The organism is Sulfitobacter sediminivivens, assembly GCF_042611115.2.
Lineage (GTDB): Bacteria > Pseudomonadota > Alphaproteobacteria > Rhodobacterales > Rhodobacteraceae > Sulfitobacter > Sulfitobacter sediminivivens.
In genome coordinates, this window is the sequence record NZ_JBHGAR020000013.1 from 1 (window position 1) to 15,242 (window position 15,242).

Below are 15,242 nucleotides of genomic sequence, written 5' to 3' on the forward strand. Positions count from 1 at the left end.
CATTAGGCTATCGCCCACCAGCGCCTGAAGCCATCATCCCGATGGACCAACGGCCAATCATGCACTAACTTTTAACACGGACCACTCAAGTGGGGCTGCTCAAGGCCAGCTATGCGAAACTGTGGAAATTTATCACTACTGCCTCAAAGAGCGGCTGATCGCACAATTGTGCTAACGGCTGGCGTTGGCGCTTTGCGACACGCATTCCAAACGGTGTTAATGAAAAAAATTTTAGAAACACCAAATTTGCTCTGCGTAATTCGGTTTTTGCTAAACGGATTGACCGGTCAAGCGCAAATTCTGCATACGAAATAGTGCATCAAAGCAGAGTATTGCGTTGAGTTGAACTATTGGGCGCTAGTCCTGTTTTCCGCATGTGTGCAACTTGTGTGCAATAATCGTCATGCTGCGAAATCGTTGTTGCAAGATTTGGGAAAGAATCGCTGACAAAAGTTTCAAAGGTAGCAATACCTTGGTTAGATGCACTTCAGCTAGGCAGCGATCTTGACTATCTGCCGCTCAAGCAACCGCAGAAATCGAAAGTTGCGAACTCCTGCAACCAAGTTTACTAATTAATAACAATCGCTTAAAGTCCATCCTTGGGTGAGTTTTTGCGTTTTAGATACCGCCGCAGACGCATTGTGGAAGCAGACGGAGCGCGTTCAGGGGCGTGGGCCCACCCAACTTGGTTCGCACGCTGACGCTTCGCAATCTACAGTTCGTTCATATCCTCCATAAAACCTGCACGCATTTTCTCGCGCGTCACAACATCAGCCAGATAAACGAAATCAGCAGGGTCCGCCCCACTGGTGACGAGGGCGCGCAGAAACTGCGTCATTACCGCATCGCAGACCCGTTTCGGTTCAATGCCAAGGCTACAGAAATATGCCACGAAGTGGGGGTAACGACATTCCTGATGTTTGGCCCCCGCATGCCTGAAGAAGGCGTTCCATCTTGCGTTGCGATCCGCTTTCGCCATTTCATGGGGGACGAACCGCGCCAGCGGTTCTCTTGCGCGGCACAAGACAACTGTCGTTTTGTCGACCTGGAATGCTAAACGTTTGGCAGTTGGGAACCGGCCGTTCTTGTAGATAATCTGGTGGCCCATGCTGTCTTGGACGGTAGGATTGTCTTGATGGGCCGTGCAATTGCGGCCTAAGGTTTAGATCATGTATGATCGTGCCCATTTGACGTGGATTTTCTTGCCTATTTTGCCGTTTTCATTGGGCTTTACTGTGCTCGAATTGCTCAGTAACGGGACGACTGATTTGCTGACCCGCATGTTGGAAATTGACAGCTTTTTTCAGGGCAATCTGGATCTTCGGTTTTATAACGGGTTAATAATATACTCTGCTGTGGGCTTGTTTCATGTATCGAGTTGTTTCGCTGTGATTTGTCTCATGGTGTCAAAGATTTGGGAGCTGTCTCCTAAGGCCAGAAGCCAAAGCCTGCTTGTTTTGGGCGTATCAGTGCTCCTGCTTGTCTTGGTCAATGCTTTGGCCCGCCACGAGAATTTCTTGGGCGCGTTGAATCTGACTTACCGATCAACCTGCGCGGTTTTGGTTGAGGCGGGTGTGGCCCCTCACGTCTTGCCAGAAGGGTGCAGTGATCCAGGTTTGAGCATTTTGGCCTGGTTTGCTGTTTTGCCGTATCTCTTTGGACTATTGGCAGCGGCTTGTGCATCTGCAGTTGTAAGCACGGGTCAAAGCATCAAGAATTTGGAAGCACATCTGGGCTTGGTTGATCTGACTTTTCAGACGACAGCCTTCGTATTGGTAACGAGCACAATTACGCTGATGCTATTCTATCACCTGCCTCTGGCGGTTGTGGCAGAGGACACAGCACGGGAATTGATCCGCGGTTTTGCACAAGGGATGGCGCTGTTCTGGGGGATCGTGTTCACCCTGACCCTTTTGTTCATTTTTGGGCCCAGCAATTTGATACTCCGCAAAGCATTGGAACACGATCCAACCATACAAGAGGACCTGCGTGGAAGGATCGAAAGGCGCAGTACAAGATATCAAGTCACAAGGATTCTCACTATCTTGGCACCACTTCTTGTCGGCTCCTCGGCTTCAATTTTGGAAATGATTACGCAGGCCTTGTGAATCGAAGTTGTGATTTGTTTTGGCGAGCAGGGCGGTCTCGCGTCCGAAATCAGATCTGTTGATGTTCAAAAGGACTTCATCTGCCACAAAGGTCTGTTCACACCAAATGAAGTGTGGATCCCGATCAGGACGCCAAGCCTTATCTAAACATTCAAGTCGCTATGCACCAATTCAGCCTTTAACATTTCGACCGGCGCTGACGTTTTCAATTATTATTGCCAGATATTATAGTTTGTCGGGACAGGTTCCATCAGGTCCTCTTGCGACCGGCGGTATCTTTCCTGCCATCCAATCGTCGCGCCAATGATAATGGTATCGTCCGCTTATCGCGTAATCAGGCCAATGACACGGGGTCTCAATTCCCGGTGGAAGAACCGTTGTGGCGTCCCCAAAGGTCTTGTCAAAGTCCTCTTGGTCCATGTTGGTTGAACTCAAATTACTGAGGTCCGTCGACACAAGGAAATTCATTTCGATAGTGTGCACATCAAGGCGAGTAGACGTCATTATTGCACTTGAAAGATCGACCCCGATCAATCGTGACTTCCAAAAATGGGCGTTTTGCAGTTCCGAATGTCTGAGATCCGTTTCTAATAGCTGTGCAAAGGAAAAGTCAGCGCCCTGCAAGTCAGAACCAGCAAGAGACGTTCCCTCTAGCCCCGCTCCAATAAAGTTCGCATCCCGCAGATTGGCTCCTCCGAAATTAACGCCTTCAAGTTCAGTTGAAGAAAAATCGGCTTCAGGTAGCTGCAGAAATTGACGTATGGGTACCCCATCTTCTGACACAGCTGCATGGTTTTCATCCTCTTCTTCTGTTTCGTACGTAAGATCCGCCCATTGCATTTGTGCGCCAACAAATCGAACCCCTTCCAGACCTGCACGCGATAGGTTTGCACCTTGCAATGAGGCACCACTTAAGTTCACATTCTGCATTTGTGCAGACTTGAAAACCGCGCCAGAGGCATCAGCACCTTTTAAGTTCGCCCCCGTCAAATCCGCTTTTTCAAGATCAATGCCGGCCATAAAGGCAAAAGACAGATCTGCACCGCGCAGGTCCCTATTCTCAAGGTTCTGATGGTCAAGAGAATGCGTAAGCGATTGCCACAGACGGCGGGCTTCCTTGTCAAAGTTGATTTTCTGTTCAGGCGTCCAGGCGGCATGGTGTACGTCAATCCCTTCTCTGCGCGCAAATTCGGACCTGATCTCTTTTCGCCAATCCTCCCAAACAAGCCAATCTCTGGGCCTTACACTCAAGTGCGCTTCACGAAGATTGGCGCGCGAAAGAGGAATGAGCTTTGTCAAACGCTCGGACGCAATAGGGTAGGCTGCCAACAACGTGTCAAAGCCTTTGGTACGCCCATAGGACGTTAAGATTAGGGCAGCGCATACCGCAATGCTGCTTAAGATCCGAATTGGCCGCATTGCCGTTTGCGAAGGTGCCTTATTTCCCAATTGCGTGCGTGCGGCACTGATTGCATATAGTCCGACGTCCAGCGTGCCACAGAGGCAAACCGCTGCAACTATCGTTATGAGCGGTTCATGGGCAGGCATGGAGCGCCACCAGACAAATGCAAGAATGACCCAGCAGAAAGCCCAACCCAAAAGTACTGCGATGATCACCGTCCAAATCCCAAAGATGCGGGCGGACATTGATCCGTCTTGCCTGACATGATTGCGATACCAAAGCGCAGCAATTGTAAAAATCGTTGGGACGATCAATTCAGCAAGTGGTGGCATCTCGTCCGTTTCGGGATCGGGTGGTATCTGATCAATCTTTCCTAATGCATCCCACAATCCGAACAGGAAAATATTCATGTAGCAATAAAACGCCGTCACCAAGAGAGGAGCTGCAAGAAAGAACGCATCTGTCGGCACTTCCACACCAATTATGGGCAGAGTTGTCGAAGCGCCATGTGCGAAAAAGTCACTGTCTTTGTGAGCCATAATTGTAATGCCGACGAAAATCAGCAAGCCAAGAAGGCCCAGCCACGTACTGCGCGCGGTTTGAGCAAGGCTGGAGATATGGCTAAGTCGGACTTCGGTATTCATAGCGATAGCGCTCCAGACCGGTAGACATCCAAGTGAACAACAGTTCCAAAAAATTGGCAACGATCAATGATCGCGCCAGATTTTGAAATCGATCTAAGGTCTTTGCGCTGAGGGCAGATCTGTCTGATGAGTGTGAATAGCCCCACTATCGGACTTCGCGTTTGCAGCGAAAGTCAGCAATAACGGGCCGCGTCGCAGCATTTCGTCGGACGGATCAAAGGCAGCAATGGGCCGTCTGAGACAATACGAGAAGGGTAGAACCGGCATGATGCCGCAAAGCGGGAACGGCAAATGTGAGCCCATGGTGTTGGTTTCTGCACGATGCATCGATTTATGGTCTGCGCAAAGCCTTCGCCTTGCGTCACGCCCAGTCAATCAAACAGCGCCGGAATGGCCAGCGACGACAAAGCTTGGGTCAGCGGCCCCGTATTGTAGAGAGTCTCAACCGATGTTGTGACTGTAAGAGGGGTTTGCAGTTCGGACTGTAGCTTTCGAAATCCATTTGCCGCAGCGGGCTCCCCTGCGCTTGGAGAAAGCGGGCATGGGTGTGGGCGATATCGCCGCGATAGTAGCTGTCAGCGCTGATTTTCGTAGTAACGCAGTGCGGCGGGGAGAAGATACTTGGCAGGCCATAAGCAGTATTATTCATCTCCCTTTCAATTCATTTCGCACGCCGAGACGCGCCCGAACCCGGCGCAGCAGTTTTGTGTAAGAGTGGCCTTACCACAGTGATTTGCAAGCGAACGTCCGTCGCGGGGCAGCGCGCAAACGATACTGGACAAGACCTGCGCCAGCGGGGGCGTGCCGGGCGTCTGGTTCAATTCAGGATTTGCCAGCCAACATTGCCTCGACGAGCTTTTGCACACGTAGCGCCTCTTCGGGAGTGGCTAGGCGGTTAGTTTTGCCGTCGAGACATAGGCTCAGATCGTCAAGCTGTGCTTTCAGGCTGGTTGCTCTGGGGTCCTCCGGCCGTTCCCGGACCTCGGTGAACGCGCCGCCATCCGAAACGGCATCGACATAGAAATCGGTGATGCGTCTGCTGGCCCTGCTTCCCTTGATTGTCAATTCCTGGCGGTCCGGTTGTGCACCGCCGATACTGGCCATGATTGTTACAGGTCGACCATCCAATGTTTCAAGACGGGCCAGCATATGGGTTTCGCACAGCGCAGGATCGTCCGGAAAGGACGGGCGTGCCCAGATGACCGTCAGTGGCCCAAGAATACGTTCCGAAAAAAACAGGAAATGCGAGATTACTTCCCGCGTCATGCCGCCTTCGTCGCGAAACCTAAGCCAATCGGCCGCCTTCTGCCAAGCGCGCGGCCAAGCCCCATAGGTTATGACGATATCGGCCCCAAGGACATCGCCCAGCACGCCGCTACGCGCAGCTTTGCTCACGTCCGTGAGGGCGGACCCTGCCGCCTGAGTGAAATTGACGGCGGTGGGAACGCCGAAAGATGCCAGCCGGTCCACGAGGTCTTCGCTCTCGGCGATATCCACGCCTAGCGGTTTTTCAAGAAACAGTGCCTTGCCTGCAGCTGCGGCAGTTAACGCATAGGCCTTGCGTGGTGCCGGTGGGCAGGACAGGTAGATCAGGTCAGCGGCATCCATCGCGGCCTCCGCGCTGGTTGCGATGGCAGCATCCGGGGCCAGTCGCACCGCTTGCGCACAGGCTTCTGGATCTGGGTCCCAAAGTGCGATCGGTTCATATCCATTGTGCCGGACCATGTGTTCGAGCATTCGCCGCCCCATGATCCCCAGACCGATGAGCGTTGTCTTAACGGCCATGTTGCCTTCCTTCATTGGGTTTTCCCGTCCAGCAATGCGATCTCCATCATCATGTGAATGCCTTTGTTGCCATTCACGGTTTGCGTCACCCGCAAATTACCGGCAAGCGAACACAGCATGTAGGCGTCTTCGCGGTTGAGCCCGGTGCGATCGGTGATCCACGCAATCATGTCCCTCAGCGCCATTTCAACACAGCGGTCCAAATCCTCGTGCATGCCCATGGTAATCAAGTGCGTCGGGGTCTTGGCGCGCGGAAAGTGGATTGGCATATCTTCGCGAATGGTAAGCCGGAACGTGCCTTCCAGAGCCGTTTCAATCGCCGTTACGCAGACCTCGCCATCGCCCTGTGCGCCGTGACCATCGCCACATGAAAACATCGCGCCTTCGGTGAAAATCGGCAGGTAAAGTGTCGTGCCCGCCACCAGCTCCTTGTTGTCGATATTTCCGCCGTGCGCCCGCGGCTGGATTGTCGAAATCCGCCCCCAGTTCGTCGGTGGTGCCACGCCCATCACGCCGAAAAACGGTTTCAGCGGCAGCGCGAGCCCCCATTGCAGCTCTGCCGTCATTGTGTCCTGATCCAGCGGGATCGTGACTATGCGACCGGTTTGAAAGTCATCGGGCAAGGTTCCTGCCAAGGGCCGTATCATGTTCCAGCCCCAGTCCTGGCGCAGTTGGATATCGAGGATCTGAACCTCGAGAACCTGCCCGGGTTTCGCCCCGGCCACTGCCACCGGCCCGGTCAGGATGTGCCCCGGCACCTGACGGTGCGAACGCGCATGGATGTCCAAAAGCTCAGGTGGGATGTGAAACCCGGCATCCGTTGGCGGAATTTGATCGGGGCCGCCCGAAACCGTCTCTATGGCAACCGTTTCACCGCTTTGAATTTCCAGAGCAGGGGCAATGGTGGCGTCGAAATATCCCCATGCACAGGTTTCGGGACTGGCTTTAAGTCGGTGTATCATGATGTGAACCTTGGGCTATCAACTGAATGGATCAAAACCCGACCGCTGCGCCGTCTTTACGCGGGTCAGAGCCTCCTGCATACCCGCCGCCCGGAAGACGATGGATCAACTGGGCACCGCCAAAGCCAAATGCTGTGTCCGGCTCTTCCATTGCGAGCGAATGTCCGAGCCGTGCGAGGGTTTCAAGAGTGTGTGAGGGCAGCGTCGTCTCGCAGGCCACACCAAGTCCTTCAGTTACCCGCCAGCGTGGGGCATCAGCGGCCATTTGCGGATCCTGCCCCCAAAGCTGGGTGCGCAGCACCATCTGCAGGTGCCCCTGCGCCTGCATCGGGCCACCCATAACGCCAAAACTCATGATAGGTTGCGTTTTTCCCATCAGGAAACCGGGGATGATCGTGTGAAACGGCCGCTTCCCAGCGCCCACGACATTTGGGCTATTGGGATCAAGGGAGAAGCCCCAACCGCGATTTTGTAGGTGGATACCCGTTTCGGGCACCGCCACGCCTGATCCGAACCCGGCATAGTTCGACTGAATGAAAGACACCATCATGCCCGACGCGTCGGCGGCAGTCAGATAGACAGTGCCCCCGCGTTTGGGCGCACCCGCGCCAAATTCCTGTGCCCGCGACGGATCAATCAACTTTGCCCGCTCTGCCAGATAACCGTCGTCCAGCATGTCTGCGGCCGAAACCTTCGTCATGTGGGCAATGTCGCCTACAAAATTCTCAGTGTCGGCAAGAGCGAGCTTCATAGCTTCAATCTGAAGATGCATGGCGCGCGGGTCATCAGCGTCAAGATTGCGAATGCCGGTGTGTTCCAGAATGCCCAGCCCCATCAGCGCCGCGATGCCCTGTCCATTCGGGGGGATTTCGTGCAACGCCGCGTCTCCAAATCCTTTCGAGATCGTGCCGCACCAATCAGCGCGATGCGCGGCAAGGTCATCAAGGGTCATCACGCCGGCATTGGCCTCCGAGAAGGCGATCATGGCCTCGGCAAGTTCGCCCTGATAGAAGGCCGCGCCTTTTGTTTCGGCAATCCGGCGCAGGCTGCGGGCAAGGGCACGATTGGCATACCGCTCTCCGGCGCGGGGGGCCTTCCCGTCCGGCAGAAAGTTTTCGGCAAACCCCGGCTGGTCGTGCAGTTTCTCACCGCCGCGTTCCCATAACTGCGCGATTTTTGGCGAGACAGGAAATCCGCGCTCGGCATAACCGATGGCAGGCTCAAACAGGGTTTCAAATGGGAGTGACCCGAATTTCTGTGATAATTCGACCCAAGCGGACACCGCACCGGGCACTGTCACACTATCCCAGCCATGCATGGGCATTTCATTACGTCCGGAAAATTTGTCGAGCGACCAGGCAGCCGGGGCACGACCCGATGCGTTTAGCCCATGCAACTGCTTGCCATCCCAAAGAATAGCGAACGCGTCTGATCCCACGCCGTTGCCCGTCGGCTCCACGACAGTGAGCGTGATCGCGGTGGCCACTGCCGCATCTGCGGCATTGCCACCGCGCGCCAGCATTGAAAGACCAGCCTGCGCTGCCAGCGGTTGAGAGGTCGAAACGATGTTGTCTGCCAAGACGGCCGAACGGCGTGACGGGTAAACGTGCGAAGAACGCAATTGCATCAAATTGACCTTTCCAAATGGTATCCTGTGGCTGCATTCGACGGCCTCAGGACGAGTGTCTCACCGAGAATCCATTGCGGACTTTAGGGGTGGTGACCAGAGGCTGATCGTTAGGTTAATGTGGTCGCACAACGCTGCAGCGGCATCATCTGCGTTCCCGCCTCGCAGGGCGTCAAGGATTGGTTGATGTGCCTCAGTTGGCGTGACAGGCCGTTTCGCGGGTTTTGAGTGACCAAATGTTCGCAAATGCATGTGCAACATGCAGCGTGTCAGGATCGGTTCGAGTGCGTTCATGCCAGAGTGTCGAAACAATGTTAGATGGAACTTGCGATCAAGCTCGCTGAGCGCATAGGAATCGCTTTGTTTGGCGGCGGCGTCCATGCGCGACAAGCAGTCCTGAAGCTCTGCGAAATCATCTTCGATTAACCCATCGGTGGCGTGGCGGACGCCCTCCATCTCGAGCTTGATGCGGATCTCCGCCATTTGTACGCCTTCGATCAGCGAGCTGCGTGTCACGGTCGTGCCATGATAGCCGCGCCTCTGCACAAGGCCTTCTTCCTGCAAACGCATCAGCGCCTCGCGCACCGTGCCCTGCGAAAAGTTAAATTTGCTTCCGATCTGTGGCTCAGAAAGCGTCTCGCCTGCTTGAATTTCGCGCAAGAGGATCGCGCGACGGATTTCGTGAAACAAAGCATCACCCTTGGTTTTCCAAGGTATTAAGCTTTGTCCAAGCGAAGAATTTTTCGTCAGGTCCACGTGAACTCGCCCATTATTGTGTCAAACTGAATCTATAGATATCGATATCGATAATTTGTTTACAGGATAGGAAAACGTGGCTACGGTCAACCGTATTGAAGATAAAAAAAACGGTGATTTGCCAAAATACTACGGACGGCGCTCACCGACACCCGGCGTTTCCAATAGCGAGGCCTAAACTTGAAAGACTTGCTTGTTATCAAGGATATGGTGATTGAATTTCGCACGCCTGAAGGCGTGGTACAGGCCGTCAACGGCATTTCCTATTCGGTTGCGCCCGGTGAAATCGTTGCGATCGTAGGCGAGTCGGGAAGTGGTAAGTCGGTGGGTGCCCGTGCGATCCTTGGGTTGATTCCAAGTCCGCCGGGTAAGATCGTTTCCGGGTCGATTGCCTTTGACGACATTGATCTGCTGGGCTTGGACGACAAATCTATCCGGCAGGTGCGAGGCAAAGAGATTGCGATGGTGTTTCAGGAGCCAATGACCTCGTTGAATCCGGTCATCTCGATTGGGCGGCAGCTGACCGAGGCGATGAAGCTGCACCTGAATATGTCACAAAAAGAGGCGAATGAGCGCGGCGTAGAGTTATTAAAGAAAGTCGGCATATCAGACCCTGAAGGACGTCTGAGCCAATACCCGCATCAACTGAGCGGAGGCATGCGCCAACGTGTGATGATCGCGATGGCCCTCTCTTGTTATCCAAAACTGATACTGGCGGACGAGCCGACAACGGCATTGGACGTGACGGTCCAGGCGCAAGTGCTGTCTCTGATGAAGGACCTCTGTCGGGAGATGGGTGTCGCGCTGGTTATCATTACGCATAATCTCGGGATCGTTGCGCGCTATGCGCACCGCGTAAATGTCATGTATGCCGGAAAAATCGTCGAAACCGGGATCGCCGCTGCGCTCTATTCGAACCCCAGCCATCCCTATACGCTCGGGCTTCTCAATTCAGTTCCCCGGTTGGATCAGGTGCGCGGCACGCAGATCGAGCCGATCCCTGGCAGCCCGCCGGACCTCGCGGATCTGGGGCCGGGGTGCTCCTTTGAGCCGCGGTGCCGTTTTGCGACGGCCCGATGCCGCGCCGAAACACCGCCGATGATTGATATCGGCGGTGCCCACAGCTCGGCTTGCTGGGAAATCGATGCCCTCCACCAGGAGACTGCGGCATGACTAAAATCGCCGTTGCCGCCGCCCCGTCCCAAGGGGCCCAGGACAAGTTGATTGAGGTCGAAAACCTCAAGGTGCATTTTCCGGTGCGCAAGGGTACGATCTTCGAAAAAACCGTGGGGCATGTGAAGGCCGTTGATGGTGCCAGTTTTGACATTCACCGTGGCGAAACCCTGGGCCTCGTTGGTGAATCCGGGTGCGGCAAGACCACCATTGGACGATGTTTGCTGCGTCTGGAAACGCCGACCGAAGGCCAGATCAAGTTCGACGGACACCAGATTGCCGGTATGGCCGGAAGTGCGGGGCTGCAGTACCGGCGTCAGGTGCAGGCAGTGTTTCAGGATCCGTTCAGTTCACTCAACCCGCGCATGTCTGTGGGCGATATCATCGCGGAACCGATACGCATCCACGACCGGGGCATGAACTTTGTGGGCCGGGCACGGCGCATCAAGGAATTGCTCGCGCTTTGCGGTCTGCCAGCCAACCTGGCAGATCGCTATCCACACGAAATGTCCGGTGGACAGCGCCAGCGCGTCGGGATCGCCCGGGCGCTTGCCCTGCGCCCGGAATTTATCGTCTGTGATGAGGCGGTTTCCGCGCTCGATGTGTCAATCCAGGCGCAAATCATCCGCCTGCTGGAAGACCTGCGCGAAGAGTTTGGGCTGACCTATCTGTTCATCGGACACGATCTGAGCGTGGTGCGCCATATCTGCCACCGGGTCGCCGTCATGTATCTGGGCAAGATTGTTGAAATCGGTGATTGTGACGCGATCTTTTCCGATCCCCGGCATCCCTACACGCGGGCTCTTCTGGATGCGGTGCCGGTCCCGGACCCCGAGATCGAGCAAAAACGCCCGCACAGCTTTGTCTCTGGCGAGGTGCCCAGCCCGATGAATCCGCCGTCTGGCTGTGTGTTCCACCCGCGCTGTCCAAAAGCCCGTGACAGCTGTCGGGTGGATGTTCCCAAGACCATTTTCACTGACGACGGTCGCAAGGTGGCCTGCCCCTTTGCATGAGCGTTCAAAACCAAAATACCATAACCAAAAGGGAGATCCAAAATGGATGACAATACACATAAAAACATGACCCCGACGCAGAGGGCAAAATTCGACACAGAGCTATCTGACGCCTATGATTTTGACCGTCATGATCCGATGTTCGGACTGTCACGGGACGAAATGTCGGGCCCCAAATTGAAACGTCGTGCGGTACTGCGCCTGATGGCGGCGGCGGGCACGCTGACCGCTGCAAACATGCTGCCGGCCGGTGGCCTGATCCGCAGCGCCCAAGCGGCGGGTACCCCGGGCGGCACCCTGACCTGCGGGTGGTCCGGTGTGGGCCAGATCGTCACGCTTGACCCCGCGCAGATCAATCAGGTGGTACAATTCCAGATCATGTCAAATGTGCTGAGCGGTCTGATGCACATCAACCGGGATTTGGTTGCAGAAGGCGATCTTGCCGAGGGCTGGGAAGTCTCCGCCGACGGCACGCAGTACGTCTTCAAGCTGCGCGAGGGCGTGACTTTCCACAATGGCGATGCGTTTACGGCTGACGACGTTCTCTACACCTACAACCGGTCGAAAGATCCCGAAAAATCGATCCATTCTCGGGTCTTGAGTAATGTGACCGGGCTTGAAAAGCTCAACGATCTTGAGGTCAAGTTCACGCTGGCCAAGCCTCAGGCGTCGTTCCTGACCAAGACGTTGGAACGCTCCAGCGGTCGGGCCATGACCATCGTCAGCGGCCGTGCGCTCGAGGAGATGGGCAATTCTGACTACGGAATGGCACCGATCGGCACAGGCCCCTTCAAGGTCGTTGAGCACCAGCTCGGTCAGGGCGTGGTACTTGAGAAATTCGAGAACTACTATGACCCGGAGCGCCCGAAGCTCGACAAGGTCATCATCAAACCGATCAGCGATGCCGAACCGTTGGCCGCAGCACTGGAATCCGGCGACATCCAGCTGATCGGCGGCAATCCGGTTCCCAGCGAACTGGTGGACCGGTTCGTGGCGAATCCCGATCTGGTGGTGGACGAAACACCCGGTCCGGGCTTCCAGTCGATCTGGATCAACCCCTGGCACGAGAATATGACGGTGTCGGATTTCAACAAGCCCCTGTCCGAACTGATGAAGGAAAAGGGTTTCATGGTGCGTCTGGCAATCGCCAAGGCGTTTGATCGGGATCGCTTCCTCAAGATCGCCCATTTCGGACGCGGAACGCCCGCCTTTGGCACAATCAATCCGGCCATGGGCTTTTATTACGACGAGGCGATTTCCGAAACCAGTAACCAGCGGTTTGACCCCGAAGGCGCACGACAGTTGATGGCGGATGCGGGCTATCCCGGCGGGGAGGGTTTTCCCACCCTGAGGTTGACCTGCACGCCGACGGGTCGCCGCGAGGCGCAAGTCGCCGCCTCCATCCTGAAGGAAAACTTGGGCATCACGGTTGAGCTGGATACCAAGGAATGGACCGTCAATGTTGAAGAGTTCGACGCGATGACATGGGACCTGCGGACATCGGGCAGTGGTGGTGACTTTGACCCCGATGATGGTCTGGTGGACTGGATGCAGACCGCATCCAAATTCAACGGTCGTAAACGCGACAAGGACAAAATGCCCTTCGGTTACTTCTCGGACAGTGAAGTCGACAGTCTCGTCGACCAGCAAAGTGTGGAGGCCGATCCGGAGAAGCGCAAGGCACTGGTCCAGCAGGCCAACAAGATCACCTCCGACAAGGTGGCCTCGGTGTTCAGCTATCACCCTTCGGACATCCTGGTTCACAGCGCCAACCTGGACTTCCCTGAGCAGAGCCGGATCCCCGGACTAGTCGACCTTGACCGGGTGTCGTTCAAGTCGTGATCCGCTGACACGCGGCGCTATCCCGCATCCGGTTCGGGCGAGGTGATCTTGCCCGGACCAAACACTCAACAACGGAGGCGGCCATGACCGGATACCTACTGAAACGGACGCTTGGGGCCCTCCTGGTGATGTTCGTGGTCGCGACGCTTGTGTTCTTCATGCTGCGGCTTGTGCCGGGTGATCCGATTGCGGCCATGCTGGCCGATGTCGGCGACCCTGATGCAGTGGACGAGATCCGCCGCAAGCTCGGTCTCGACCAGCCGATGTATGTTCAATACGGAAAATGGCTCTGGAATGCGGTGCAGGGGGATCTGGGCAATTCGATCTACGGCAGTCGCGTGCCGGTTGGGCAGTTGATCGCGGAATCCCTGCCGCGCACTCTTTCACTGGCCCTTTTATCGTTCTTCGTGGCGATCGTCATCGCCGTACCCGCCGGTCTGATTGCCGCGACCCGCAAGAATTCGGGGCTGGATTATGCAGTGACTTTCGTCGCGTTTCTGGGGTTGAGCATGCCGGATTTCTGGCTGGCGATCCTTCTGATCATCGTCTTTGCCGCTAACCTGCATTGGCTGCCAGCCATCGGCTATGTGCCGCTGTCAGAGGGCTTCTGGCCATGGTTTTCCCATCTGATCCTGCCATCGATCGCTGTCGGCACTGCGTTTTCGGCCATCGTTGCGCGGATGATCCGCTCGTCGATGCTGGAGGTGCTCAATGCCGAATACATGCAGGTCGCGCGCGCCAAGGGGCTGAGTGAGTACACTTTGATCATGCGACATGCTTTCCCCAACGCCCTGATCCCGGTGATCACCGTGATTGGCATCGCCTTTGCCTTGCTGATGTCGGGCGCTGTTGTGGTCGAGAATGTATTCGCGATCAAAGGTCTTGGGCGACTTTTGATCCAAAGCATCCTGAACCGCGATTACCCCGTCGTTCAGGGCGCAATCCTGATCGTTTCCGCGATCTTCGTTTTTTCCAACCTGCTGGTTGACGTTCTCTACACGCTCGTTGATCCGCGCATCAGGTATCAATCGTGAGCAAATACGCAAAAGCCTTCGGTGCCGATACAGTCAGTACCGGAGAACCTGTCCTCCGTCGCGGTCCCGGTTTCCTGCGCGAAATCGCGCACGACAAGAAGGCCGTCTTTGGCCTGATCGTGCTAGGCATCTTTGCCGTCTTTGCGTTCTTGGGGCCGTGGCTGGCACCACATGATCCGAATGCGATGCTGTTCGACATGCTGATGCCGCCATCGCTGGAGTTCCCATTGGGCACGGATGATTTGGGTCGCGACCTGTTAAGCAGAGTGATCTACGGCACGCAGATATCCCTGTTTGTGGGCGTGTCGACAGTCGCCATCGCGCTGGTCTTCGGCGTGGCACTGGGATTGATCGCCGGGTATTTCGGCGGATGGCTCGACTACGTGATCATGCGCTACATCGACCTGCAGTGGGCGTTTCCGAATTTCATCATCGCAGTCTATCTGGTAGCCGTTTTCGGGGCCGGGCTGTTGAATGTCATAATCGCCATATCCTTGGCCTTCCTCGATGATTTTGCCCGCGTCGCGCGGAGCATGGTTCTGACCCTGAAAGAGGAACAATACGTCGATGCCGCGCGTGTGTCGGGGGCCTCGAACTTTCGCATTCTGACCCAGCACATCCTGCCCAACGCGGCGGCACCGATCATCGTACAGGCAACAGTCAGCGTCTCTTATGCCATTCTGGGCGAGGCCAGCCTGTCGTTTCTGGGTCTCGGTGTCGAGGCCGACACGCCGACCTGGGGACTGATCCTGGCTGACGGTCGGAGCTTTATCTCGCGGGCCTGGTGGCTGGGCCTGTTCCCCGGTGCCGCGATCATGCTGACGGTTCTCAGCATCAATTTTCTCGGCGACGGGCTGCGCGATTATCTGGATGTGCGCGAAGTGAAGGATGTCTGA

12 protein-coding genes are annotated in these 15,242 nt (G+C 55.7%); 6 read left to right on the forward strand and 6 right to left on the reverse strand.

Annotated elements, in window-relative coordinates:
* Positions 1-712: 712 nt before the first annotated feature.
* Positions 713-838, reverse strand: a complete 126-nt coding sequence (locus tag ACEWL3_RS13590; RefSeq protein ID WP_435001021.1) for a hypothetical protein — start codon at positions 836-838, stop codon at positions 713-715.
* 331 nt (positions 839-1,169) lie between these two features.
* Here ACEWL3_RS13590 and ACEWL3_RS13595 point away from each other — a divergent pair, with 331 nt between their 5' ends.
* Positions 1,170-2,108: a hypothetical protein gene (locus ACEWL3_RS13595; RefSeq protein WP_386183837.1), complete on the forward strand. Its 939-nt coding sequence runs from the start codon at positions 1,170-1,172 to the stop codon at positions 2,106-2,108.
* Between the two features lie 225 nt (positions 2,109-2,333).
* Here ACEWL3_RS13595 and ACEWL3_RS13600 read toward each other — a convergent pair whose 3' ends face one another.
* The 5 genes from ACEWL3_RS13600 to ACEWL3_RS13620 all read right to left on the reverse strand — a co-directional run bounded on the left by ACEWL3_RS13600 (position 2,334) and on the right by ACEWL3_RS13620 (position 9,218).
* Positions 2,334-4,154: a pentapeptide repeat-containing protein gene (locus tag ACEWL3_RS13600; RefSeq protein ID WP_386183838.1), complete on the reverse strand. Its 1,821-nt coding sequence runs from the start codon at positions 4,152-4,154 to the stop codon at positions 2,334-2,336.
* A gap of 822 nt (positions 4,155-4,976) precedes the next feature.
* On the reverse strand, positions 4,977-5,939 hold the full coding sequence (locus ACEWL3_RS13605; RefSeq protein ID WP_386183840.1) for a Gfo/Idh/MocA family protein: 963 nt from the start codon (positions 5,937-5,939) through the stop codon (positions 4,977-4,979).
* 11 nt (positions 5,940-5,950) lie between these two features.
* Entirely contained in the window at positions 5,951-6,901 is a 951-nt protein-coding gene (locus ACEWL3_RS13610) for an acetamidase/formamidase family protein (RefSeq protein ID WP_386183842.1), read from the reverse strand.
* 31 nt (positions 6,902-6,932) lie between these two features.
* Complete coding sequence (locus ACEWL3_RS13615) at positions 6,933-8,528, reverse strand: gamma-glutamyltransferase family protein (protein WP_386183844.1); 1,596 nt, start codon at positions 8,526-8,528, stop codon at positions 6,933-6,935.
* 60 nt (positions 8,529-8,588) lie between these two features.
* Positions 8,589-9,218, reverse strand: coding sequence for a GntR family transcriptional regulator (locus ACEWL3_RS13620; protein WP_386183846.1), 630 nt, complete (start codon positions 9,216-9,218; stop codon positions 8,589-8,591).
* 246 nt (positions 9,219-9,464) lie between these two features.
* On the opposite strand from ACEWL3_RS13620, the gene ACEWL3_RS13625 reads away from it, so the two are divergent.
* From ACEWL3_RS13625 to ACEWL3_RS13645, 5 genes are all read left to right on the forward strand, one after another.
* Positions 9,465-10,457 (forward strand): ABC transporter ATP-binding protein, encoded by a 993-nt coding sequence (locus ACEWL3_RS13625; RefSeq protein ID WP_386183848.1) that lies wholly within the window; start codon positions 9,465-9,467, stop codon positions 10,455-10,457.
* Positions 10,454-11,470 (forward strand): ABC transporter ATP-binding protein, encoded by a 1,017-nt coding sequence (locus ACEWL3_RS13630; RefSeq protein ID WP_386183851.1) that lies wholly within the window; start codon positions 10,454-10,456, stop codon positions 11,468-11,470. The genes ACEWL3_RS13625 and ACEWL3_RS13630 overlap by 4 nt, the downstream gene beginning before the upstream one ends.
* Positions 11,471-11,512: 42 nt before the next feature.
* The gene (locus ACEWL3_RS13635; protein ID WP_386183853.1) at positions 11,513-13,312 is read left to right on the forward strand and encodes an ABC transporter substrate-binding protein; all 1,800 of its coding nucleotides are present in this window, start codon (positions 11,513-11,515) and stop codon (positions 13,310-13,312) included.
* An 83-nt stretch (positions 13,313-13,395) separates the two neighbouring features.
* Positions 13,396-14,346 (forward strand): ABC transporter permease, encoded by a 951-nt coding sequence (locus ACEWL3_RS13640; protein WP_386183855.1) that lies wholly within the window; start codon positions 13,396-13,398, stop codon positions 14,344-14,346.
* Positions 14,343-15,242, forward strand: coding sequence for an ABC transporter permease (locus ACEWL3_RS13645; RefSeq protein ID WP_386183858.1), 900 nt, complete (start codon positions 14,343-14,345; stop codon positions 15,240-15,242). The genes ACEWL3_RS13640 and ACEWL3_RS13645 overlap by 4 nt, the downstream gene beginning before the upstream one ends.

What these genes read in the sequence shown, in the direction of transcription:
- ACEWL3_RS13640 (WP_386183855.1), top strand. Translation starts at nt 13,396, where the DNA reads ATGACCGGATACCTACTGAAACGGACGCTTGGGGCCCTCCTGGTGATG.
- ACEWL3_RS13595 (WP_386183837.1), top strand. Translation starts at nt 1,170, where the DNA reads ATGTATGATCGTGCCCATTTGACGTGGATTTTCTTGCCTATTTTGCCG.
- ACEWL3_RS13605 (WP_386183840.1), bottom strand. Translation starts at nt 5,939, where the DNA reads ATGGCCGTTAAGACAACGCTCATCGGTCTGGGGATCATGGGGCGGCGA.
- ACEWL3_RS13600 (WP_386183838.1), bottom strand. Translation starts at nt 4,154, where the DNA reads ATGAATACCGAAGTCCGACTTAGCCATATCTCCAGCCTTGCTCAAACC.
- ACEWL3_RS13615 (WP_386183844.1), bottom strand. Translation starts at nt 8,528, where the DNA reads ATGCAATTGCGTTCTTCGCACGTTTACCCGTCACGCCGTTCGGCCGTC.
- ACEWL3_RS13630 (WP_386183851.1), top strand. Translation starts at nt 10,454, where the DNA reads ATGACTAAAATCGCCGTTGCCGCCGCCCCGTCCCAAGGGGCCCAGGAC.
- ACEWL3_RS13635 (WP_386183853.1), top strand. Translation starts at nt 11,513, where the DNA reads ATGGATGACAATACACATAAAAACATGACCCCGACGCAGAGGGCAAAA.
- ACEWL3_RS13590 (WP_435001021.1), bottom strand. Translation starts at nt 838, where the DNA reads ATGACGCAGTTTCTGCGCGCCCTCGTCACCAGTGGGGCGGACCCTGCT.
- ACEWL3_RS13610 (WP_386183842.1), bottom strand. Translation starts at nt 6,901, where the DNA reads ATGATACACCGACTTAAAGCCAGTCCCGAAACCTGTGCATGGGGATAT.